The sequence below is a fragment of the Pseudomonas hunanensis genome (assembly GCF_013393325.1).
Taxonomy (GTDB): Bacteria; Pseudomonadota; Gammaproteobacteria; order Pseudomonadales; family Pseudomonadaceae; genus Aquipseudomonas; species Aquipseudomonas putida_P.
On the sequence record NZ_QJRC01000079.1, the window covers coordinates 18,049 to 37,635 of the forward strand.

The window sequence follows — 19,587 nt, forward strand, 5'->3', positions numbered from 1 at the left end:
CTCTCGACTTATTCATAGTCACCCTGAGTACTCTTCACCTGTCGGGATAAGCTCAGATTGTGTCGCGTATGCTAGCATAGCCCTCCCGCTGTTCATGCTAAGGCTGCCCTCGCGCCTGGCATCACCCCTCGCCATTTTTTCTCCGGGATACAGGTTTACGCAGATGAGCAAGACTTCTCTCGACAAGAGCAAGATCCGGTTCCTTCTTCTTGAAGGTGTGCACCAGAACGCAGTCGATACCCTCAAGGCTGCCGGCTACACCAACATCGAATACCTCACTGGTTCGTTGCCGGAAGCCGAGCTGAAGGAAAAGATCGCCGATGCCCACTTTATCGGCATCCGTTCACGCACCCAGCTTACCGAAGAGATCTTCGACTGCGCCAAGAAACTGGTCGCTGTTGGCTGCTTCTGCATCGGCACCAACCAGGTTGACCTGGAAGCTGCCCGCCAGCGCGGTATCGCCGTGTTCAACGCGCCATACTCCAACACCCGTTCGGTCGCCGAGCTGGTACTGGCCGAGGCCATCCTGCTGCTGCGCGGCATCCCAGAGAAAAACGCTTCCTGCCACCGTGGTGGCTGGATCAAGAGTGCGGCCAACTCGTTCGAAATCCGTGGCAAGAAACTGGGCATCGTCGGCTACGGCTCGATCGGTACCCAACTGTCGGTCCTGGCCGAAAACCTGGGCATGCAGGTGTACTTCTACGACCCGCTGACCAAACTGCCACTGGGCAACGCCGTGCAGGTCACCAGCCTGAACGAGCTGCTGGGCCTGGCCGACATCGTCTCGCTGCACGTGCCTGAGCTGCCGTCCACCCAGTGGATGATCGGCGAGAAGGAAATCCGCGCGATGAAGAAAGGCGCGATCCTGATCAACGCCGCCCGTGGCACCGTGGTCGAACTGGACCACCTGGCCGCTGCCATCAAGGACAAGCACCTGATCGGCGCCGCCATCGACGTGTTCCCGATCGAGCCGCGCTCCAACGACGAAGAGTTCGAAAGCCCGCTGCGCGGCCTGGACAACGTGATCCTGACCCCGCACATCGGTGGTTCCACCGCCGAAGCCCAGGCCAACATCGGCCTGGAAGTGGCCGAGAAGCTGGTCAAGTACAGCGACAACGGTACTTCGGTATCTTCGGTCAACTTCCCGGAAGTGGCCCTGCCGGCGCACCCAGGCAAGCACCGCCTGCTGCACATTCACGAAAACATTCCCGGCGTACTCAGCGAGATCAACAAGGTCTTCGCCGAGAACGGCATCAACATCTCCGGTCAGTTCCTGCAGACCAACGAGAAAGTCGGTTACGTGGTAATCGACGTTGACGCCGAGTACTCGGACCTTGCGCAAGAAAAACTGCAACAGGTCAAGGGCACCATCCGTTCCCGCGTGCTGTTCTAAGTTTGCTTGCTGCATGAAAAAGGGAGGCCCTTGGGCCTCCCTTTTTTTATTTCACTTCAACCGTGATCTTCTTCGATTCCACGCTTGGCTTGAACGGCACGTGATACTGGTCCCCCAGGATCAGTTGCAAGGTGTGCTTGCCCGGCGTCAGGGTGATGCTGGTTTCGGTCTGCGCCTTGCCGAAGTGCAGCACCTGCGGGCCCGCCGGCAGTGCGGTGCCAGCCTCCGGCATCAGGCTGGTCGGCAGCGGCATGTCAGCCACTGGCTCTTTGTCCACATCCACCAGCAGGTGGTGGTGCCCGGTGTGCGGGGTCTGATCACCCGCAGGCTTGAGGGCCATACCCTCGATGCCGAACTTGACGGTGAAGGTCTTGTCGACCGTAGCGCCATCGGCGGGGGAAACGATGAAGACCTTGGCATCCTTGGGCGGCTCCTGGCTCTTCAGGGCGTCCGCGGCACTGGCGAACACCGACGCGCCCATCAACAGACCGGCAACGGCAGCACGCGAAATTAGGCTGTTCATTCACTTCTCCTGTGATTCACTTATTGACCGCAGCCTGGGATCCGACGGCGGCGGTAGTTCACATTAGTTGAATTATTCGCCAAGGTGTTCACATTGTCTGACAGAAATATTTCGGTCAGGGTTAAACAATGCCGAGGCTTCAAGGTCATAGGCTGCGTTCGATCACGGCGAGGAAGAAAGCCGTGGCGACAGTATTCAATCTGCTAAAAGAAAAGGGGCATTCATGCGTTCGACCATAGGGGTACTGCTGGCAGTACTGATCAGTCCATTGGCCCAGGCGGAGCTGATCGACGAAATCGCCGACCGGGGCGAACTGCGCATTGCCGTACAGGCTGATAATTCGCCGTACGCATTCAAACAAGACGACCACCTGACGGGTTTCGACATCGAATTTGGCCAGGACCTGGCCAGGGAGCTGGACTTGCGCGCCGAGTTCGTCGAAGCCCCTGCAACAGAAGTGCTGACGGGTGTCGAGAGCGGCAAGTACGACATCGCGCTCACGCCATCGACCGATGCGCTCAAGGGCGACGACGGCCCGCTCGATGTAAGCCTTCCGATTGGCGAAAAGAAGCTGGTGATCCCGTTCCAGAAGGACAACCCGGCGTTCGAAAGTGCGGTGAACAATGCGTTGCAGCGCTTGAAAGAAAGCGGACGCACTGCCGAGCTGGAGCAGAAGTGGTTCAAGGGCGTGCAGGAGACTGCGGCCGGGCAGTAAGATTTATTGCTGCCTGTACCGGCCTCTTCGTGGGTGAACACGCGAGGAGGCCGGTACAGGCTTACAGTGACAGTTCAGCCAGCGCCTGCGCCGCCTGCTCCAGCTCCAATTCGCTGAACACCTGCACCCCAGCCCGCCGCAACAGCGCCGTGGTCACCCCTTCCCCCGCTACCTTCACACCGCTGAACGTGCCGTCATAGGTCAACCGGTTACCACACGAAGGGCTACCCGCCTTCAACACCGCCACGCGGATGCCATGCCGCTGCGCCAGTTCCAGCGCCAGCTGCGCCCCAGCCAGAAACTCGGCACTGACATCGCTGCCCGTCACTGTGAGCACCTGCGCGCCGCCATCGAGCACCGCCCCGCCCTGCCCGCCTGGTATCTCCGCTGGCGGGCGCGGGGTCGGCAAGCCACCGGCTACCTCCGGGCACAAAGCCACAACGCGCCCTTCGGCCTGCCACTGCTGCAACAGGCCCGGGTGCCCACTGGCCCGGCCGTCATAGCGCACCGGCTGCCCCAACAGGCAGGCGCTGACCAACACCTTGGCCACATCAGAACGGGTCATTGCCACGCCGCCTGAACCAGCCGGTCAACGACAACCGCTCACGCCTGGCCGGCAACACCTCGTGGGGCACTTCGCCGGACAGGAATATCACCAGGCAACCCGCCACTGGCTCCACATCGTGCTCGACACCCTCGGCCAGGAACATGCGCAACTGGCCGCCGTCCTCCGACTGCCACCCCTCGTTCAGGTACAGCACCGCCGAGACCATGCGCCGGTCATCGTCGCGAAAACGGTCCAGGTGCCGGCGATAGAACGCCCCCGGTGGGTACAAGGCAAAATGGCATTCGAAGTCTTCCAGGCCCAGGAACAGGCCCTGGTTGATCGCCAGCCGCAGTTGGTCCATGGCCGCCAGGTACTGGTCGCAGGCCTCGGCCTGCCCCGGGTCGATCCACTGGATCTGGTCGCCGCGTATGGCTTCGCGCACCTCCTGGGTAGCACCACGCCCAACCCCCGCAGGGTTGAGTTCGCCTTCGGCATCACGGCGTCGGCACTCGGCCGCCAGCGCGCGCACCAGTTCGGCAGGCAGAAAGAGCGCCTGCTGGGACCAGCCTTGGGTGGCCAGATCGTCGACGACGGCCGTAACCATCGGGTGTTCAGGGGAGATGTGCATGGCGCGCATCATATCCATTCGCCCTGTCGCCGCACAGCGCCACTTGGCCGAGAAACACGCGCATATCTCGACAAACCAGCGCTGGGCCAAGGACAATAGCCACCTGCCGACAGGAGTCCTGAATGCGCCGTCTGTTTTCCCTGATTCTGCTGATGATCTGCACCACGCCTGTCTGGGCAGACAACCTGGATCAACTGTACAAGGCCGCCGGCTGGCCCGACCAGCGCGCCCACTTCAACGATGCCCTGACCGCCGCCCAGGCGCGCTATCGCAACAGTTTGCCACCCGCCGTGTACCAGGCGCTGGTCAACAACAGCAACCAGCGCTTCCAGGCCCAGGCGGTAGACCGTCGTGCCCAGGCGCAGTTGCGCGCCACCCTGGCCAACCCCTCGCCGGCCCTGGCTTTCTTCCAGTCGCCGCTGGGGCGCAAGGTGGTGGCAGCGGAACTCAAGGCCACTCGCAAGGACGAACTGGCCAAGAATGCCAAGGGCCTGCCGAAGATCCAGGCCAGCGACGACCGCCTGCTGGTCATCGGCCACCTGGCCCAGGCCCTGCCAGCGCGTGAAGCCGGCGCCGAAGTCAGCCTGGCCATCGCCGGCGTGGCAGCCGACAGCCTCAGTTCGATGATCCCCGGCCTGTTCGGTGGCGGCCAGGCCCAGGGCCTGCTCGACGGCCAGCGCCAGCGCCTGATGAACCAGATCGGCGAAGACCTCAACAACACCTTGTTGTACGTCTACCGCGACCTGTCCGACGCCGAGCTGGAAGAATTCGCCACCTTCGCCGAGTCCCCTGACGGCAAGGCCTACTACCAGGCGGCCCTGGCCGCTGTCCGCGCGGGCCTGGCGGTTGGCCAGAGTACCAACGAGCTGAAGTGATCAGCCCAGGCGCTGGTCGATGAAGTCGAAGTAGCGCTGGCGAATGCCCGGCAGCTCGTTGGCCAAGTGGTGACGGGCCTCGGGCAGCATCAGAATTTGCGGCTCGGCAAACTTGGCCTTGAGCACTTCAAGGTTGTAGGGCCAATCCACCGTGCCATCGGCCTCCCCCTGCACGATCAACGGCCGCCGCGAACTGCGTGGCGCGGCCTCTATGCGTTTGACCCATGCGATCAGTGCCCCCACCCAGGCGGTTGGCAGGCGGCGCGGTTGCAGCGGGTCGGCCTCCAGAAACGGCAGGAAGGCCGGGTCGTTGGTGTTCTCGCTGAAGCGGCGCTCGATGCCGTTCACAAAGTGACGCAACACCCGATAACTCAATTTCGACCAGCGCCAGGAACAGGGCCGTACCAACGGTGCCAAGAGGATGACCTGGCCATCGATGGGGCTGCGCGCGCCTTGGTGCAGCAGGTGGTCCACGGCAATGGCGCCACCGGTGCTCTGCCCGCACAGGTGCCACGGGCGCGGCAGTTGCAGCGCCCGTGCCTGTTCGAACAACACCTCCAGCACCTGCTGGTACACCGCAAAATCACTGATGCTGGCCCGCTCGCCACTGGACAGGCCATGACCGGGCAGGTCACAGCTGATCACAGCGAAACCCTGTTTGAGTGCCCATTCGATCACATGCCGGTAGAGGCCCATATGGTCGTAATAACCGTGCAACAGGAACAGCGTTGCGATGGGCTGCTCGGGTAACCAGGCCTGCCCGACCAGGTCGAACCCCGCCGCCTGGAAGCCGCCCAGCCAGCTGTGTGCCGACAGGTCCAGGCCGTAGAAGCGCTGGTAGCCCTGGGCCTCGGCCGTTAACGGCTGGCAAGCGGTCAACGGTGCCAGGCAGGTGCGCAGGTGGTCGGGTTGAAAAGCAGCGGGCATCGGGTACATCCACATTGACGCAAGTATTGATCCGGAATCTTCAGCTCTGGCCGGCGTCATGGCAAGCTTGCTCACCTCGAACAACCAGCACCGATCTGGTTGTCGGATTACTGCCTTGCTCAAATCTGGAAATTTGCGCGATCACTGTGGGAGCGGGCTTGCCCGCGAACACGGGCATAGCCCGTGCCATCCACCGCGTAGTCTGCTTCGCGGGCAAGCCCGCTCCCACAAAGGTCCACCGACGCTTCATGAGTAGCCGAATCATCAAACCGTTGTGCACGGTGCTTGCCCTAGTGGTCGGCGTTGCCATCCTCTGGCAGGCCTACACCACCTTCCAGGCCCGCTACCTGCGCCCGTTCGACAACCAGACCACCCTGTTCGACGGCAGCCAACTGCACCTGCCCCCAGAACTGGCCGGCCCAGGCCCGATCCGCGTGGTGCACTTCTGGGACCCCGCCTGCCCGTGCAACGTCGGCAACCAGCAGCACCTGGGCGACCTGGTCAGCCAGTTCGCCGGCCAGAGCGTCACCTTCCATGTGCTGCAAAAGCCCGGCAGCCACGGCCAGTTGCCCGCCAACCTCTCCGCCCTCAAGCCGCTCGCCAGCCTGCCCGGCAGCGAACACCTGCCCGCCTCCCCGGCCGTGGCTATCTGGGACCGGCAAGGGCGCCTGGCCTACTTCGGCCCCTACAGCGAAGGTGCGGTGTGCAATGCCAGCAACAGCTTCATCGAGCCCATCCTCAAGGCCTTGCTCGATGGCCGCCAGGTCAGCGCCTCCAATACCCTGGCAGTGGGTTGCTACTGCCCTTGGGCGGGCTGACGTACCCGCGCCGGGTTACCCACCACCGTCGCACCCGCCGGCACATCCCGGGTCACCACACTCCCAGCACCCACCACGGCATTGTCGCCAATGGTCACCCCCGGCAGGATGATCGCCGCGCCGCCGATCCACACGTTGTTGCCGATGGTCACCGGTCGCCCGCTCTCCAACCCGCTGCGCCGCAAGTCAGGGTCGAGAGGATGGTCGGCGGTGTAGATCTGCACGTTAGGGCCGATCTGGCAGTCGTCGCCGATGCGCACCGGTACCACGTCGAGGATCACGCAGTTGAAGTTCATGAAGGTATTGCGGCCAACACTGATGTTGTAGCCATAGTCGCAATAGAACGGCGGGCGGATCACCGCGCCTTCACCCACCTGGCCAAAGTGCTCCAGCAGCAGCCCGTGGCGCGCATCGTTGAGCAGTTCGACACTGTTGTTGTAACGGTGCATCCAGTGCTTGTTGGCGATCTGCTCGGCCTGCAGCTCGGGGCAGCCGGCGTGGTAGAGCTGGCCTGTAAGCATCTTCTGTTTTTCGCTGAGTGACATGGAATCTCCTTCCCGGGGGCTATGCTCTGTTCGCGAATCCGCCGATGATCGGACCACATTTTCCGCTTGAACGCACAAGGAGCTTGCATGAAGCGCAGCCTGACCCTGCTGGCCATGGTGGTTGCCGTGGCCGCCGGCGCCGGTTACTGGTACGTACAGGGCAAGCTACCGCAACGCGAAGGCGAGGTAGCCATTGCCGGCCTGCAAGCACCGGTCAGCGTGCGCTACGATGCCCGCGGCGTGCCGCACCTGCAGGCCCAGAGCGAGCCGGACCTGTACCGTGCGCTGGGCTACGTGCATGCCCAGGACCGGCTGTTCCAGATGGAAATCCTGCGTCGCCTGGCCCGTGGCGAGCTGGCCGAGGTGCTGGGCGACAAGCTGCTGCCCACCGATACCCTGTTCCGCAGCCTGCGCATTCGCGAACAGGCCGCCCTGATGGCCAAGCAACAGGACCCGCAGTCGCCGGCATGGCAAGCCCTGCAAGCGTACCTCGACGGGGTCAACAACTGGCAAGCCAGTCACCCCAAGCCCATGGAATTCGACCTACTCGGTATCACCCCGCGCCCGTTCACCGCCGAAGACACCCTGAGCGTCGCCGGCTACCTGGCCTACAGTTTTGCTGCCGCGTTCCGCACCGAGCCTGCACTGACCTACATCCGCGACACTCTGGGCCCTGAATACCTGAAAATATTCGACCTAGGCTGGCAACCCGAGGGTGCTCTGGGCACGCCGCTGGCCGCCGCCGACTGGCACGGCCTTGAAGCCCTCGCCCGCCTCAGTCATGAGGCACTGGGCGACGCCGGTATCCCGCAGTTCGAAGGCAGCAACGCCTGGGCGGTAGCGGGTAACCGCACCCGCAGTGGCAAGCCGTTGCTGGCCGGCGACCCGCACATCAGCTTCGCGGTACCAGCCGTGTGGTACGAGGCCGAGCTGTCAGCGCCCGGCTTCAACCTGTATGGCTACTTCCAGGCGCTCAACCCGTTTGCGCTGCTCGGTCATAACCGTGACTTCGGCTGGAGCCTGACCATGTTCCAGAACGATGACGTCGACCTGATCGCCGAGCGCACCAACCCGGCCGACGCCAACCAAGTAATGATCGATGGCCGATGGCAGACGCTCGAAAAGACCGAGCAGCAAATCGCCGTCAAAGGCGAAGCGCCGGTCACCATCAACTTGCGCCGCTCGCCCCATGGCCCGATCGTCAACGACGTACTGGGCAGCACTACCGGCCCCACGCCCATCGCCATGTGGTGGGCATTTCTGGAAACCGAAAACCCGATCCTCGACGGCTTCTATCAGCTCAACCGCGCCGACACCCTGGGCAAGATGCGCGAGGCCGCCGCCAAGGTCCACGCCCCTGGGCTTAACTTTGTCTGGGCCAATGCCCGTGGCGATATCGGCTGGTGGGCGGCGGCAAAGCTACCGATCCGTCCCGACGGCGTCGACCCCGCGTTCATCCTCGACGGCGCCAGCGTGCAGGCGGACAAGCTTGGTTTCTACCCCTTCAGCGTCAACCCGCAACAGGAGAACCCAGCGCGCGGCTACATCGTTTCGGCCAACTACCAGCCGCCAGCGGCGGTGCCGATACCGGGTTACTACAACTTGCCCGACCGTGGCCGCCAGCTCGATCGGCACCTGGCCAACCCCGAGGTGAAATGGGACACCCAGAACAGCCAGGCACTGCAGTTGGACACTGCCAGCGACTACGGCCCGCGCACCCTTGCCCCGTTGCTGGCAACCCTGCGCGCAGTGGCCGAAGGTGACGAACAGAAGGAGCTGGTTGAGCAACTGGCGGCCTGGGCGGGCGACTACCCGCTGGACTCGACCAGCGCCACGCTGTTCAACCAGTTCCTCTACGAACTGGCCTTCGCAGCCCTGCATGACGAGCTGGGCGACACCTGGTTCCCGGTGCTGATAAGCACCCGCGCCATTGACGCCGCCCTGCCACGCCTGGCAGTGGATGCAGACTCACCCTGGTGGAACACCCGTGGTGGCAACCTGCGTACCGACCGTACAGCCGTTGTGCGCACGGCTTGGCAGAACAGCTTGAAACACCTGCGTGACACCCTGGGCAGCGACCCGGCCAGCTGGCAGTGGGGCAAGGCCCATACCCTGACCCACAACCATCCGCTTGGGGTGAAAAAGCCGCTGAACCTGTTGTTCAACGTCGGCCCCTTCGCTGCACCCGGCACCCATGAAGTGCCGAACAACCTCTCGGCGAAGATCGGCCCGGCGCCATGGCCGGTTAACTATGGGCCATCGACACGGCGGCTGGTCGACTTTGCCGATGCCGGACAGGCGCTGACCAGCAACCCGGTAGGGCAGAGCGGCGTGCCGTTCGACCGGCATTATGCGGACCAGGCCGAGCGGTATGTGCAGGGGCAGTATCAGCGTGCACAGATGGGGGTGATTCCGGCGCAAAGTACCTTGCGATTAGTACCAGGCGAATGACCGAGAAGGGCTGCACAGCAGCCCCAATCACACCGTCAACCCTGCCACTTGCCCCCTTCGACGATCACGCTTTCCGGCTTGGTGTCATCGCTCAGTTCTTTGCGCACATACTGGTCATACAGCTTCAGCAAGAACTTCTCTTCCCCCAGTTTGGCCAACTCGGCATTCACCCAGTCTCGCAGCTCGGTGTTGCCCTTCTTCACCGCCGGCGCAATCGGCGCTTCGTCACCCAGCAGCTCAGGCAGCACGCGGTAACCCGGGTTCTGCTTGGCCCAGCTGAACAGGATCAGGTTGTCCTGGGCATAGGCATCGCCACGGCCGGTGGCCAGGGCTTGCAGCGATTCGCTGTTCTTCTCGAACTTGAGCAGCTTCCAGTCGGGATGATTTTTGGTCAGCCAGATATCGGCCGTGGTGCCGGTGGTCACGATGATGGTCTTGTCGGCCAGGTCGTCGAGCTTCTGCACCGGGCTGCCATCCGCCACGATGGCCTGCACGGCAACGCGCAGGTTGGGGTTGGTGAAGTCCACCGCTTCCTTGCGCTCCGGGGTCACGGTCATGTTGGCGAGGATCAGGTCGACCTTGTCGCTCTGCAGGAACGGAATACGGCTGGCCGGTTCCACGGCAACGAACTCGACCTTGTTTTCATCGCCCAGCAGGTCCTTGGCCAGGCGCCGGCCAATGTCGGTGTCAAAGCCCACATAGCGGCCTTTCTCATCGACGAAGCCGAACGGCGGCTTGTCGGTGAACACGCCGACAATCAGCTTGTCGCGGGCCTTGATGGTTTCCAGGTAGCTGGTGGCTGGCGATGCCGCCGCCGGCTTGGGCGGTTCGTCGGCCTTGTTGCAGCCGGCCAGCAAGGCCAGGCCGAACAACGGTGCCAGCAGTTTGGTGAGGTTGGCAGTTTTCATGACAGTTCCTTGTGCAATGTCTTTGGCAGGCTTTCTACGAAGGAGAATTTCTCCAGGAACTGCTGCGCGCGTGCGGTCCGCGGTCGGGTGAAGAAGCTCTCGGGGTCACCCTGTTCAAGGACCCTGCCGGCCTCCATGAACACGATGCGGTCGGCCACCGCGCGAGCGAAGGCCATTTCGTGGGTAACGATGAGCAAGGTCATGCCGTCGCGGGCCAGGCCCTGAATTACCTGCAGCACCTCCTTGACCATTTCTGGGTCGAGGGCAGCGGTAACTTCGTCGAACAGCATCACCTCGGGGTTCATGCACAACGCGCGCACGATGGCGATGCGCTGTTGCTGGCCCCCGGACAATTGCCGGGGGAACGCGTCGCGCTTGTCCAGCAGGCCGACCCGCGCCAGCAGCGCCTCGGCCTGGGCCTGGGCTTCGGCCCGCTCGCGCTTTTGCACTTTCAGCGGGCCCAGCAGCAGGTTGTCGATCACGCTCATATGGCCGAACAGGTGGTAGCTCTGGAACACCATGCCGACCCGCTGGCGGATGGCGCGCCAGTCGGTGTGCGGGGCGAGCAATTCTTGCCCGGCCAGGCGCAGGTGCCCGCTGTGGGCCTGCTCAAGGCCGTTGAGGCAGCGCAGCAGCGTGCTTTTGCCACAGCCACTGGGGCCGAGGATGACCACCACTTCACCGGCCGCCACCTGCAGGTCGACATCCTTGAGCACCTGGTGCTCGCCAAAAAACTTGTTGAAACCCTGGAATTCGATCAGTGCGCTCATGAGTGTGCCCAGCGGCGTTCCAGCACGCGCGAAGCGGCGGACAGCGGATAACAAACGATGAAGAAGAACAGGAACAAGGCGCCATAGATCAGCACCGATTCGTAGGTGCGTTCGATGATCTGCTGACCGGCCTTGATCACCTCGACCACGCCGATCAGCACCGCCAGCGAGCTGGTCTTGATGATCCGCGTGTAGATGTTGATGGTGGGCGGGGTCATGCGCTTGAGCGCCTGCGGCAGCAGCACGTAGCCATACAGCTGCCACCCCGCCAGGCCGATCGACAGCCCGGCTTCGCGCTGGCCGCGCGGCAGCGAACGCAGCGCACCGCGTACCACCTCGCCCACCTCGCTCGCGCCCCACAGGGCCAGTACCAGCACCGCGCACCAGAAGCTGGGGATGCTCAGGGCAAAGAAGATCGGCAGGCCGAAGAACACCAGGTACAACCAGACCAGCACCGGGATGGCGCGAAACAACTCAAGGTACACCTGCAAGGCGATGTTCAGGGCACGGTTGCCCAGGGTTGCCAGCACGCCGTACAGCACGCCACCCAGCGTTGCGAAGAGGATGCCCAGTGCCGAGATGGCCAGGGTCTGCGCGGCGCCGCCGGCCAGCTGCGGCAGCGCCTGCAGCAACAGGTCAAACGCCGAACTGGCCATGTTGCAGCCTCCTTTCCACGTAGCGCAGCAGCAACGACAGCGGCAGGAACAGCAATACACAGAGCAGGGTCAGCACGGTGAGCATTTCGTAGGTCTTGTAGTACAGCGCGATGTAGTTTTTGGTGGTGTAGAGGATTTCCGGCACGGCCACCGCCGACACCACGGTGGTTTCCTTGAGCAGGAAGATGAAGTTGGCGAACAGTGCCGGCAGGCTGAGGATACCGGCCTGGGGCAGCACCACATGGCGCAGCAGTTGGCCCTCGGACAAGCCGATGGAGCGCCCAGACTCCAGCTGCGCACGCGGCACCGCCTCGATGCCGGCCCGTAACACCTCGGTGAGGTAGGCACCGCCCATGAAGGTCATGGTGATGATCGCCGCGGAAAAACCGGAAATCTTCAGGCCCAGGCTTGGCAAGGCGAAGTAGACGAAGAACAGTTGGATCAGCAGCGGCGTGTTGCGCGCCAGCTCCACGTAGGCTTTGACCAGGCGCCACAGGTAGGGCGTGCGCAGGACAAGGAGCGTGGCGTTGACCAGGGCGACCAAGAGCGAGGTGGCGATGGCGATCATGCCGACCTGCAAAGTCACGCCCACGGCCTTGAGAAAAGCGGGTAGCGTGCTGAGGATGAATGCGATGTCGAGGGTCATGGGTAGAGCAAGTCTGCAGGGTGCGCGGGGGCACAATGAATAGACTCTAATGATCTAAAAATTTTTTAATAAATACCTTTATTGCATATGCATAGTACAGGCATAGACGCCCTTTGTAGGCGCGGCCTTGTGTCGCGAAAGCGCCGCAAAGCGGCCCCGGCAATAGCAGGTGAATTGCAAAAATCCTGGGGGCGCTCCGCCCCCCTTTCGCGACACAAGGCCGCTCCTACAGGGGATCGCTTCTCCCCAAAATGCATGTCAAAGAAATAAAAACGCCGACTCATATGAGTCGGCGTCAGGTCATGCAAGGGAATGCAACTGCATCAGAACGCTGGCAGCACCGCACCCTGGTACTTCTTGGCGATGAATGCCTTCACTTCCGGGCTGGTCAGGGCCTTGGCCAGTTTCTGGATGGCTTCGCTGTCCTTGTTGTCCGGGCGGGCAACCAGGAAGTTCACGTATGGCGAATCGGCACCTTCGATCACCAGCGCATCCTTGGCCGGGTTCAGGCCGGCTTCCAGGGCGTAGTTGGTGTTGATCATGTCCAGGTCAACCTGGTCCAGCACGCGCGGCAGCATGGCCGACTCAAGCTCGCGGAACTTCAGCTTCTTCGGGTTCTCGGCAATGTCCTTGGGGGTGGCCAGGGCATTTTTCGGGTCTTTCAGGGTGATCAGGCCAGCCTTCTGCAGCAGGATCAGGGCGCGGCCGCTGTTGCTGCCTTCGTTAGGGATGGCAACAGTGGCGCCTTCCTTCAGCTCGGACAGGTTCTTGATCTTCTTGGAGTAGCCACCGAAGGGTTCGACGTGCACGCCGACCACGGTTTCCAGGTGGGTGCCTTTACCTTCGTTGAAGCTTTTCAGATACGGCAGGGTCTGGAAGTAGTTGGCGTCCAGGCGCTTCTGGTCCACTTGTACGTTTGGCTGCACGTAATCGGTGAAGACCTTGATCTGCAGGTCCACACCTTCTTTTGCCAGGGTCGGCTTGATCAGCTCAAGGATTTCGGCGTGCGGAACCGGGGTAGCGGCAACCACCAGTTTCTCGGCAGCGGCGGCCAGGCCGGAGAACGACAGGGCAGCAGCCAGGGCAGTGGTCAGCAGGGTCTTCTTCATGGTGGTCCTTGTTCTGAATCTGGGCCATCGACGATGGCGAATCGGGTGCCCAACCGGTTCACCAGTGGGCGTGAGGCGGACAATACCTAGATTTTTTATTCCGTAACAATATCTTTTACTTAGCTTCTTATTCCAAAAACAAACTGCCACCAGCCACTTTGCTTATGAGCGATGTCTAGCGCGCGGGATTGGCCAGGTCGAGGTCCTCCGGCAGGATCTCTGCGCCGTCATTCACCAGCAAGGCAAAGTGGATCACGTTCTCCAGCTCGCGGGTGTTGCCGGGCCAGAAATGCGCTTCCAGCACCTGCTGCGCCGCCTCGCTCACCAACGGCACGGGCCGCTGCAGGCGCACGCTGTAAATGCCCACGAAGTACTCGGCCAGTGGCAGGATGTCGCCCGGCCGTTCACGCAGCGGCGGCAGTTCCAGCGCCCCCTCGCGCAGGTACTGGTACAGGCGCTCGTTGAAGCGCCCCGCACGCACCACGCGCGCCAGGTCGATGCTGGTCGCGGCGACCAGGCGCACATCCACTGGCTGTGGCTGCTGCGCGCCAACCCGGGTGACCTCACGGTTTTCCAGTGCGGCCAGCAACTTGCCCTGGATGGCCAGCGGCAAGTCGGCAATCTCGTCCAGGTACAGCGTGCCGCCATTGGCCGAGCCAAACCAGCCGGCGCGGCTGCTGGCCGTGCCGCCATGACTGCCGGCGCTATAGCCGAACAATTCGGCATCGGCGTAGGTGGGGCTGATGGCCGCGCAGTTGACCGACACGAACAGCCCGCCACGGTCGCTGGCACGGTGGATCTGCCGGGCCAGCAGCTCCTTGCCGGTGCCGGTTTCGCCACGGATCAGCACCGGCACAGGTTGTGGCGCCAGGCGCTCAAGGTCCTCGCGCAGCTGCTGCGAGCGCGGGTCGATGAACACCAGCGCCTTGGCACGAATGCTCAGCGGGCTCTTGTCCAGCTCGGGGAAGGTCAGCAGCGGCTGGCCAAACGGGTTTTGAAAAGTCATGACGAACTCCCGCCCCAGGCCTGCAATGGCCGGGCGTCAGGCAAACGGTAAACAGTAAGGGTGATCAGGCGCGGCGCAGTGCGCGCTGCTCTACCCGGCTCTGCAAGCGATACAAGTAGGCGAAGCCTTGTTCCCAGCGCTCATGGCCGGACTTGACGTTGATGTGCCCGGCATTGCTCAGCAACCCCGCTTCGGCGCCCCATGCCTGGGCCAGGTACAGCGCCCGCGGTACGTTCACGGCCGGGTCGTTGTCCGAGCTGACGACCTGGCTGGGGAACGGCAATGCATCGGTCGGGATCGGCGCAAAGTTGCGCAGGGCTGGCGCGCAGGTGGGCCGCTCGACGTCTGCCGGCGCCACCAACAGTGCACCACGCACCCGCCGCAGCAAGGCCGGCCTGGCTTGCGCAGCCCAATGGGCGACAGTGATGCAGCCCAGGCTGTGGGCGATCAGGATCACCGGTGAGCGCTCGGCGGCAATTGCCTGCTCCAGCGCCTGCACCCAATCCTGCCGCTGCGGGGTGAGCCAGTCGTGTTGCTCCACCCGGGCACTGTTAGGCAGGGTGCGCTGCCAGTGACTTTGCCAATGGTTGTCTGGCGATCCTTGCCAGCCCGGCACAATCAGGTAACGAATCGACTCATTGCGCATGGGGACGCCTCCAGTAAGTTTGCGTGCTTGGAGACAAGTATAGGGAGGGAGTTATATTCGTAAAGGAATAAGAAGCTATTTATTAATAACCAAAAACCAATTCCTGCGACAGGGCCCTCACAGGCAAAAAAAAGGGCCAACCCCTGCCAAGAGATGTGGCCCATAAGCACTTGCCTGAAGAGGTGTGCCGGGTATCAACGTGCGGTAATCACCGCCAGCTTGCTGATCCCCGCGCGTTCGATGGCCGCCATGGCCCGTGCCACTTCGCCGTAGTTCACGCCGTCATCGGCCTGCAGCTGCACGCGCACGTCCGCGTCCTTGTCCTTGGCGGCCTTGAGATTGGTTTCCAGCAGATCGGGCTGGATCTGGTCCTTGTTGATGAACAGCTTGCCCTCGCCATCGATGCTGACCACCAGCGGGTCCTTCTGCTCCACCGGGGCCACGGCCTCGGTCTTGGGCAGGTTGATGGGAATGGCGTTGGTCAGCAGCGGCGCGGTGACGATGAACACCACCAGCAGCACCAGCATGACGTCCACCAGGGGCGTGACGTTGATTTCACTGAGGACTTCGTCGCTGTCCTGGGTCGAAAAGGCCATATCAGGACGCCTCCTTCACTGGCTGGGTGAAACCGGCCTGGGCTTTTTGCACAGCAGGGTGCACCAGCACGCGGAAGGCACTCTTCTGCGCCAGGCTGTAGAAGTCGTGGGCGAAGTCATCGAGGTCGGCGGCGGTCAGCTTGAGGCGCCGCAGGAAGTAGTTGTAAACCAGCACGGCCGGTACCGCGACGGCGATACCCACACCGGTCGCCACCAGTGCCGCACCGATTGGTCCGGCGACGGTTTCCAGGCTGGCGGAGCCGGCCGCGCTGATGCCCTTGAGCGCTTCCATGATGCCCCACACGGTGCCGAACAGGCCGATGAAGGGCGAGGTGCTGCCGATACTGGCGACCACCGCCAGGCCGGTTTCCAGCGAGCGGCGCTCACGCACGATCTGCTGGCGCAGGGCGCGCTCCAGGCGGTCCTGGTGGTTGATCGCATGGCTCAGGTCGTTGGCCTGAGTGTCGCCAACGGCGATGGCAGCGTAGCCAGACTGGGCCACACGGGCAGCCGGGCCGGGCAGCTCATGGCTGAGCTCGGCGGCCGAGTCCAGGCTGGAGGCAGCCCAGAACTGCTGGTGGAAGCGCTTGTCCTGGTTCTTCAACCGCACGAACTGCGCGACCTTGACCAGGGCCAGGCCCCAGGTGACGACAGAAAAACCGACCAGCAGCCAGATGACTGCGCTTTCAACGGATTCGAGGGGGGATGCCAGCAGGCTCATGATGATGTCTTCCTGTGTTCTGCGAAAAAGTTAGCGAAGCTTGAAATCGATCGGCACGCTGACCCAGCCGGTCTGGGCCACATCACCCTGCTTGGCGGGCACGAAGCTCCAGCGCTTCACCGCGGCCAGCGCGGCGGCGTCGAGGGCGTCACGGCCGCTGCTCTTCTGAACCTGGATCTGCCCAGGCTTGCCGCTGGGCAGCACTTCGACACGCAACAGCACGGTGCCCTCCCAGCCACGGCGCTGAGCCATCTGCGGGTACTCCGGCGCCGGGTTCTTCAGGTACGCGGCGTTGGCCGATGCCGGGGTTATCGGGGCCGGCGCGGGTGGTGCGGGCGCAGGCGGTGCCGGGGCCGCCACTGGCGCGGGTGGTGGTGCTTCAACCGGCTTGGGCTGTGGCTTGGGCGCTTGCTTGACCACAGGCTTTGGCACGGGCTTCGGTTTGGGTTTGGGCTTGGCGGCCAGTTCGTCGACGACCGGTGGCGGCGGCGGTGGCTCGACCACGGGAGGCGCGGGCGCAGGCGGCGGAGGCTCGACCACAGGCGGTGCGGGTGCCGCGAACTCGATGGTCATGGGCGGCACCTGTGGCGGCACAACCGGCAGTTCGGGCGTGGGCGCCTGGCTGACCCAGTACGCGGCGGCGCCATGCAGGGCCAGCACCAGCAGGCCCAACACCAGCTTGTCGCGGCGCTTGAGCCCGCTCACAGGCGTGCGTTGCAGGCGCAGCTGGCCAAGCGGCAGGCGAAGCGTGCGTCCAAGCTCGACCAGGTCGCCTGGGGCCGGGCGCCATGGCTGGTCGTAGGCCCTGACGGCCGATTGGACATTACCCATTGATCAAACTCCTGGGGTCTCGATTCAGGTGTGTGGCTGAATCATCGGGGCCAGAGGCTTATCTCTTAAAGTAATGTTTAAAATTATGGTTAGAACTTAATTGAATATTGTTTCTGAAGGATCGCGTGAAAGCCACGGATTGCGCGGGCTGTGGCCTTCATGGCTAAAGGCTATGCATTGGGGGCATGCAAAATATTCGCGTAAGGCATGAGATTGCCGCGAGGGCTGCGCCCTCGATCGCGACGCAAGGCCGCTCCTACAAAGGACTCGCGCCCCTCGGACCTTACGCGAATCCCTTGTAGGAGCGGCCTTGTGTCGCGATGGGCTGCAAAGCAGCCCCGGCAATCCGACAGGCATAAAAAAACCCGGGACCAAGCCCGGGCTCTTAATCATCAGGGGCAGATCAGATATCCGCCACCTTCTGCCAAACCTTCGGCCGGAAGAACAACGTCTCCCCACGCGCCAAGCCGGTCAGGCTGTCATGGTCCTTGACCACTTCGGCCTCGATCAGCTCGCTCTGCCCTTCCACCTTCAAAGTCACCCGCGTGGTAGCGCCCAACGGCCGGATGTCCCGCACCTCGGCCGCATGGTGCCCTTCGGTCTCATGCCGCGACAGCGACACCTCGTGCGGACGGAACAGCACGTGGTGGCCTTCGCTCAGTGCCAGGCGGTTGGAATCGCCGAGGAAGTGGTAGACGAAATCGTTGGCTGGCTTCTCGTACACCTCGCCCGGCGAACCGATCTGCTCGATCACGCCCTTGTTCATCACCACGATGCGGTCAGCCACTTCCATGGCTTCTTCCTGGTCGTGAGTCACGAACACCGAGGTCAGGTTGATATCCTCGTGCAACCGCGCCAGCCAGCGGCGCAGCTCCTTGCGCACCTTGGCATCCAGCGCACCGAACGGCTCGTCCAGCAGCAGCACCTTGGGCTCCACCGCCAGGGCGCGGGCCAGGGCGATACGCTGACGCTGGCCGCCAGACAGCTGCTCGGGGTAGCGATCGGACAACCAGTCCAACTGCACCATGTTCAGCAGCTCGTGCACCTTCTCGGCGATCTTGCTCTCGCTCGGGCGCTCGCCCTTGGGCTTCATGCGCAGGCCGAAGGCGACGTTGTCGAACACGCTCATATGGCGGAACAGCGCATAGTGCTGGAACACGAACCCGACGTTACGGTCACGCACGTCATGGCCAGACACGTCCTCGCCATGGAACACGATGTTGCCCTGGTCCGGGGTTTCCAGGCCGGCGATGATGCGCAGCAGCGTGGTCTTGCCGCAGCCGGACGGGCCGAGCAAGGCCACCAGCTCGCCGCTGTTGATGTCCAGGTTGATGTTGTTCAGGGCCTGGAAGCTGTTGAAGCGCTTGCTGACATTACGAACTTCGATCGACATGAATCATTCCTCCGCGGCGCTGTGGCGCAGGCGGTTAATACGGTTCTCGCTCCACTGCTTGAGCAGCAGGATGAAGAGCGCCAGGATCAGCAACAGGCTGGCCACGCTGAAGGCCGCCACGTGGTTGTACTCGTTGTAGAGGATCTCTACGTGCAGCGGCAAGGTGTTGGTCACGCCGCGAATGTGGCCGGACACCACCGACACCGCGCCGAACTCGCCCATGGCCCGTGCAGTACAAAGCACCACGCCGTAGATCAAGCCCCATTTGATATTCGGCAAAGTCACGTGCCAGAACATCTGCCAGCCATTGGCGCCGAGCAGGCGCGCGGCCTCCTCTTCTTGCGTGCCCTGCTCCTGCATCAGCGGGATCAGCTCACGGGCCACGAACGGCACGGTGACGAAAATGGTCGCCAGGACGATGCCCGGCAGGGCGAACACGATCTGGATGTCGTGGTCCTGCAGCCACGGCCCGAACAGGCCTTGCGCGCCGAACATCAGCACGTAGACCAGGCCGGCGATTACCGGCGACACCGAGAACGGCAGGTCGATCAGGGTGACCAGGATACTCTTGCCACGGAAGGTGTACTTGCTCACGCACCACGCGGCGCTGACACCGAACACCAGGTTCAGCGGCACCGAAATCACCACGGCGAGCAGGGTCAGCTTCAGCGCCGACAAGGCATCAGGCTCGAAGATCGCCTCGAAGAAGGTGCCAAAACCGTTCTTCAGCGCCTGCGACACCACGATCACCAGCGGCAGCAACAGGAACAGCGCGAACACCAACCAGCCAAGGCCGATCAGAATGCGTCGCGAAGTAGCGCTGCCTCGGCGGGCGGCGTTGGCGGCGGCGCTTGTACTCAGGGATGAACTGGACATGCCGGCC

General features: G+C 63.1%; 22 protein-coding genes. 5 read left to right on the top strand and 17 right to left on the bottom strand.

Annotated features, from left to right (window positions below):
* Positions 1-163 precede the first annotated feature (163 nt).
* Positions 164-1,393, top strand: a complete 1,230-nt coding sequence (gene serA / locus DM807_RS08450; protein WP_012274702.1) for a phosphoglycerate dehydrogenase — start codon at positions 164-166, stop codon at positions 1,391-1,393.
* 46 nt (positions 1,394-1,439) lie between these two features.
* Here the strand turns inward: serA and DM807_RS08455 are convergent, their stop codons facing one another.
* Complete coding sequence (locus DM807_RS08455) at positions 1,440-1,916, bottom strand: DUF4399 domain-containing protein (protein ID WP_012274703.1); 477 nt, start codon at positions 1,914-1,916, stop codon at positions 1,440-1,442.
* A 223-nt stretch (positions 1,917-2,139) separates the two neighbouring features.
* Between DM807_RS08455 and DM807_RS08460 the strand changes: the two genes are divergently transcribed.
* The gene (locus DM807_RS08460) at positions 2,140-2,631 is read left to right on the top strand and encodes a transporter substrate-binding domain-containing protein (RefSeq protein WP_012274704.1); all 492 of its coding nucleotides are present in this window, start codon (positions 2,140-2,142) and stop codon (positions 2,629-2,631) included.
* 61 nt (positions 2,632-2,692) lie between these two features.
* Here the strand turns inward: DM807_RS08460 and DM807_RS08465 are convergent, their stop codons facing one another.
* The gene (locus DM807_RS08465; RefSeq protein ID WP_012274705.1) at positions 2,693-3,196 is read right to left on the bottom strand and encodes a 2-thiouracil desulfurase family protein; all 504 of its coding nucleotides are present in this window, start codon (positions 3,194-3,196) and stop codon (positions 2,693-2,695) included.
* Positions 3,183-3,815: a 2OG-Fe(II) oxygenase gene (locus DM807_RS08470; protein WP_041166805.1), complete on the bottom strand. Its 633-nt coding sequence runs from the start codon at positions 3,813-3,815 to the stop codon at positions 3,183-3,185. The genes DM807_RS08465 and DM807_RS08470 overlap by 14 nt, the downstream gene beginning before the upstream one ends.
* Positions 3,816-3,928: 113 nt before the next feature.
* Between DM807_RS08470 and DM807_RS08475 the strand changes: the two genes are divergently transcribed.
* Positions 3,929-4,681 carry a DUF2059 domain-containing protein gene (locus DM807_RS08475; protein WP_012274707.1) on the top strand — a complete coding sequence of 251 codons (753 nt, stop codon included), beginning with the start codon at positions 3,929-3,931 and terminating at the stop codon, positions 4,679-4,681.
* Here the strand turns inward: DM807_RS08475 and bipL are convergent, their stop codons facing one another.
* Positions 4,682-5,608 carry a phospholipase BipL gene (gene bipL, locus DM807_RS08480; RefSeq protein WP_012274708.1) on the bottom strand — a complete coding sequence of 309 codons (927 nt, stop codon included), beginning with the start codon at positions 5,606-5,608 and terminating at the stop codon, positions 4,682-4,684.
* Between the two features lie 248 nt (positions 5,609-5,856).
* Between bipL and DM807_RS08485 the strand changes: the two genes are divergently transcribed.
* Entirely contained in the window at positions 5,857-6,426 is a 570-nt protein-coding gene (locus DM807_RS08485) for a DUF6436 domain-containing protein (RefSeq protein WP_179027264.1), read from the top strand.
* Here DM807_RS08485 and DM807_RS08490 read toward each other — a convergent pair.
* Positions 6,405-6,971, bottom strand: coding sequence for a sugar O-acetyltransferase (locus tag DM807_RS08490; protein ID WP_012274710.1), 567 nt, complete (start codon positions 6,969-6,971; stop codon positions 6,405-6,407). The genes DM807_RS08485 and DM807_RS08490 overlap by 22 nt on opposite strands.
* Positions 6,972-7,058: 87 nt before the next feature.
* Here DM807_RS08490 and DM807_RS08495 point away from each other — a divergent pair, with 87 nt between their 5' ends.
* The gene (locus DM807_RS08495; RefSeq protein WP_179027265.1) at positions 7,059-9,422 is read left to right on the top strand and encodes a penicillin acylase family protein; all 2,364 of its coding nucleotides are present in this window, start codon (positions 7,059-7,061) and stop codon (positions 9,420-9,422) included.
* 35 nt (positions 9,423-9,457) lie between these two features.
* On the opposite strand, the gene DM807_RS08500 is transcribed toward DM807_RS08495, so the two are convergent.
* The 12 genes from DM807_RS08500 to cysW form a co-directional block, all read right to left on the bottom strand.
* Entirely contained in the window at positions 9,458-10,330 is an 873-nt protein-coding gene (locus DM807_RS08500; protein ID WP_060494353.1) for a transporter substrate-binding domain-containing protein, read from the bottom strand.
* The gene (locus DM807_RS08505; RefSeq protein ID WP_012274713.1) at positions 10,327-11,100 is read right to left on the bottom strand and encodes an amino acid ABC transporter ATP-binding protein; all 774 of its coding nucleotides are present in this window, start codon (positions 11,098-11,100) and stop codon (positions 10,327-10,329) included. The genes DM807_RS08500 and DM807_RS08505 overlap by 4 nt, the downstream gene beginning before the upstream one ends.
* Positions 11,097-11,756: an amino acid ABC transporter permease gene (locus DM807_RS08510; RefSeq protein WP_012274714.1), complete on the bottom strand. Its 660-nt coding sequence runs from the start codon at positions 11,754-11,756 to the stop codon at positions 11,097-11,099. The genes DM807_RS08505 and DM807_RS08510 overlap by 4 nt, the downstream gene beginning before the upstream one ends.
* On the bottom strand, positions 11,737-12,402 hold the full coding sequence (locus DM807_RS08515; protein ID WP_012274715.1) for an amino acid ABC transporter permease: 666 nt from the start codon (positions 12,400-12,402) through the stop codon (positions 11,737-11,739). Before DM807_RS08515 ends, DM807_RS08510 begins: the two co-directional genes overlap by 20 nt.
* A gap of 323 nt (positions 12,403-12,725) precedes the next feature.
* The gene (locus DM807_RS08520; RefSeq protein WP_012274716.1) at positions 12,726-13,511 is read right to left on the bottom strand and encodes a MetQ/NlpA family ABC transporter substrate-binding protein; all 786 of its coding nucleotides are present in this window, start codon (positions 13,509-13,511) and stop codon (positions 12,726-12,728) included.
* A gap of 175 nt (positions 13,512-13,686) precedes the next feature.
* Positions 13,687-14,517: a sigma 54-interacting transcriptional regulator gene (locus DM807_RS08525; protein WP_012274717.1), complete on the bottom strand. Its 831-nt coding sequence runs from the start codon at positions 14,515-14,517 to the stop codon at positions 13,687-13,689.
* 64 nt (positions 14,518-14,581) lie between these two features.
* The gene (locus tag DM807_RS08530) at positions 14,582-15,163 is read right to left on the bottom strand and encodes an alpha/beta hydrolase (RefSeq protein WP_012274718.1); all 582 of its coding nucleotides are present in this window, start codon (positions 15,161-15,163) and stop codon (positions 14,582-14,584) included.
* Positions 15,164-15,357: 194 nt separating this feature from the next.
* Positions 15,358-15,759: an ExbD/TolR family protein gene (locus DM807_RS08535; RefSeq protein WP_012274719.1), complete on the bottom strand. Its 402-nt coding sequence runs from the start codon at positions 15,757-15,759 to the stop codon at positions 15,358-15,360.
* Between the two features lies 1 nt (position 15,760).
* Entirely contained in the window at positions 15,761-16,480 is a 720-nt protein-coding gene (locus DM807_RS08540; RefSeq protein ID WP_012274720.1) for a MotA/TolQ/ExbB proton channel family protein, read from the bottom strand.
* Between the two features lie 30 nt (positions 16,481-16,510).
* Positions 16,511-17,311 carry an energy transducer TonB gene (locus DM807_RS08545; protein ID WP_012274721.1) on the bottom strand — a complete coding sequence of 267 codons (801 nt, stop codon included), beginning with the start codon at positions 17,309-17,311 and terminating at the stop codon, positions 16,511-16,513.
* A gap of 403 nt (positions 17,312-17,714) precedes the next feature.
* On the bottom strand, positions 17,715-18,704 hold the full coding sequence (locus DM807_RS08550; protein ID WP_012274722.1) for a sulfate/molybdate ABC transporter ATP-binding protein: 990 nt from the start codon (positions 18,702-18,704) through the stop codon (positions 17,715-17,717).
* Positions 18,705-18,707: 3 nt separating this feature from the next.
* A complete protein-coding gene (gene cysW, locus DM807_RS08555) occupies positions 18,708-19,580 on the bottom strand; it encodes a sulfate ABC transporter permease subunit CysW (protein WP_012274723.1) in 873 nt (290 codons plus the stop codon).
* Positions 19,581-19,587 lie beyond the last annotated feature (7 nt).

What these genes read in the sequence shown, in the direction of transcription:
- serA (WP_012274702.1), top strand. Translation starts at nt 164, where the DNA reads ATGAGCAAGACTTCTCTCGACAAGAGCAAGATCCGGTTCCTTCTTCTT.
- DM807_RS08455 (WP_012274703.1), bottom strand. Translation starts at nt 1,916, where the DNA reads ATGAACAGCCTAATTTCGCGTGCTGCCGTTGCCGGTCTGTTGATGGGC.
- DM807_RS08460 (WP_012274704.1), top strand. Translation starts at nt 2,140, where the DNA reads ATGCGTTCGACCATAGGGGTACTGCTGGCAGTACTGATCAGTCCATTG.
- DM807_RS08465 (WP_012274705.1), bottom strand. Translation starts at nt 3,196, where the DNA reads ATGACCCGTTCTGATGTGGCCAAGGTGTTGGTCAGCGCCTGCCTGTTG.
- DM807_RS08470 (WP_041166805.1), bottom strand. Translation starts at nt 3,815, where the DNA reads ATGCGCGCCATGCACATCTCCCCTGAACACCCGATGGTTACGGCCGTC.
- DM807_RS08475 (WP_012274707.1), top strand. Translation starts at nt 3,929, where the DNA reads ATGCGCCGTCTGTTTTCCCTGATTCTGCTGATGATCTGCACCACGCCT.
- bipL (WP_012274708.1), bottom strand. Translation starts at nt 5,608, where the DNA reads ATGCCCGCTGCTTTTCAACCCGACCACCTGCGCACCTGCCTGGCACCG.
- DM807_RS08485 (WP_179027264.1), top strand. Translation starts at nt 5,857, where the DNA reads ATGAGTAGCCGAATCATCAAACCGTTGTGCACGGTGCTTGCCCTAGTG.
- DM807_RS08490 (WP_012274710.1), bottom strand. Translation starts at nt 6,971, where the DNA reads ATGTCACTCAGCGAAAAACAGAAGATGCTTACAGGCCAGCTCTACCAC.
- DM807_RS08495 (WP_179027265.1), top strand. Translation starts at nt 7,059, where the DNA reads ATGAAGCGCAGCCTGACCCTGCTGGCCATGGTGGTTGCCGTGGCCGCC.
- DM807_RS08500 (WP_060494353.1), bottom strand. Translation starts at nt 10,330, where the DNA reads ATGAAAACTGCCAACCTCACCAAACTGCTGGCACCGTTGTTCGGCCTG.
- DM807_RS08505 (WP_012274713.1), bottom strand. Translation starts at nt 11,100, where the DNA reads ATGAGCGCACTGATCGAATTCCAGGGTTTCAACAAGTTTTTTGGCGAG.
- DM807_RS08510 (WP_012274714.1), bottom strand. Translation starts at nt 11,756, where the DNA reads ATGGCCAGTTCGGCGTTTGACCTGTTGCTGCAGGCGCTGCCGCAGCTG.
- DM807_RS08515 (WP_012274715.1), bottom strand. Translation starts at nt 12,402, where the DNA reads ATGACCCTCGACATCGCATTCATCCTCAGCACGCTACCCGCTTTTCTC.
- DM807_RS08520 (WP_012274716.1), bottom strand. Translation starts at nt 13,511, where the DNA reads ATGAAGAAGACCCTGCTGACCACTGCCCTGGCTGCTGCCCTGTCGTTC.
- DM807_RS08525 (WP_012274717.1), bottom strand. Translation starts at nt 14,517, where the DNA reads ATGACTTTTCAAAACCCGTTTGGCCAGCCGCTGCTGACCTTCCCCGAG.
- DM807_RS08530 (WP_012274718.1), bottom strand. Translation starts at nt 15,163, where the DNA reads ATGCGCAATGAGTCGATTCGTTACCTGATTGTGCCGGGCTGGCAAGGA.
- DM807_RS08535 (WP_012274719.1), bottom strand. Translation starts at nt 15,759, where the DNA reads ATGGCCTTTTCGACCCAGGACAGCGACGAAGTCCTCAGTGAAATCAAC.
- DM807_RS08540 (WP_012274720.1), bottom strand. Translation starts at nt 16,480, where the DNA reads ATGAGCCTGCTGGCATCCCCCCTCGAATCCGTTGAAAGCGCAGTCATC.
- DM807_RS08545 (WP_012274721.1), bottom strand. Translation starts at nt 17,311, where the DNA reads ATGGGTAATGTCCAATCGGCCGTCAGGGCCTACGACCAGCCATGGCGC.
- DM807_RS08550 (WP_012274722.1), bottom strand. Translation starts at nt 18,704, where the DNA reads ATGTCGATCGAAGTTCGTAATGTCAGCAAGCGCTTCAACAGCTTCCAG.
- cysW (WP_012274723.1), bottom strand. Translation starts at nt 19,580, where the DNA reads ATGTCCAGTTCATCCCTGAGTACAAGCGCCGCCGCCAACGCCGCCCGC.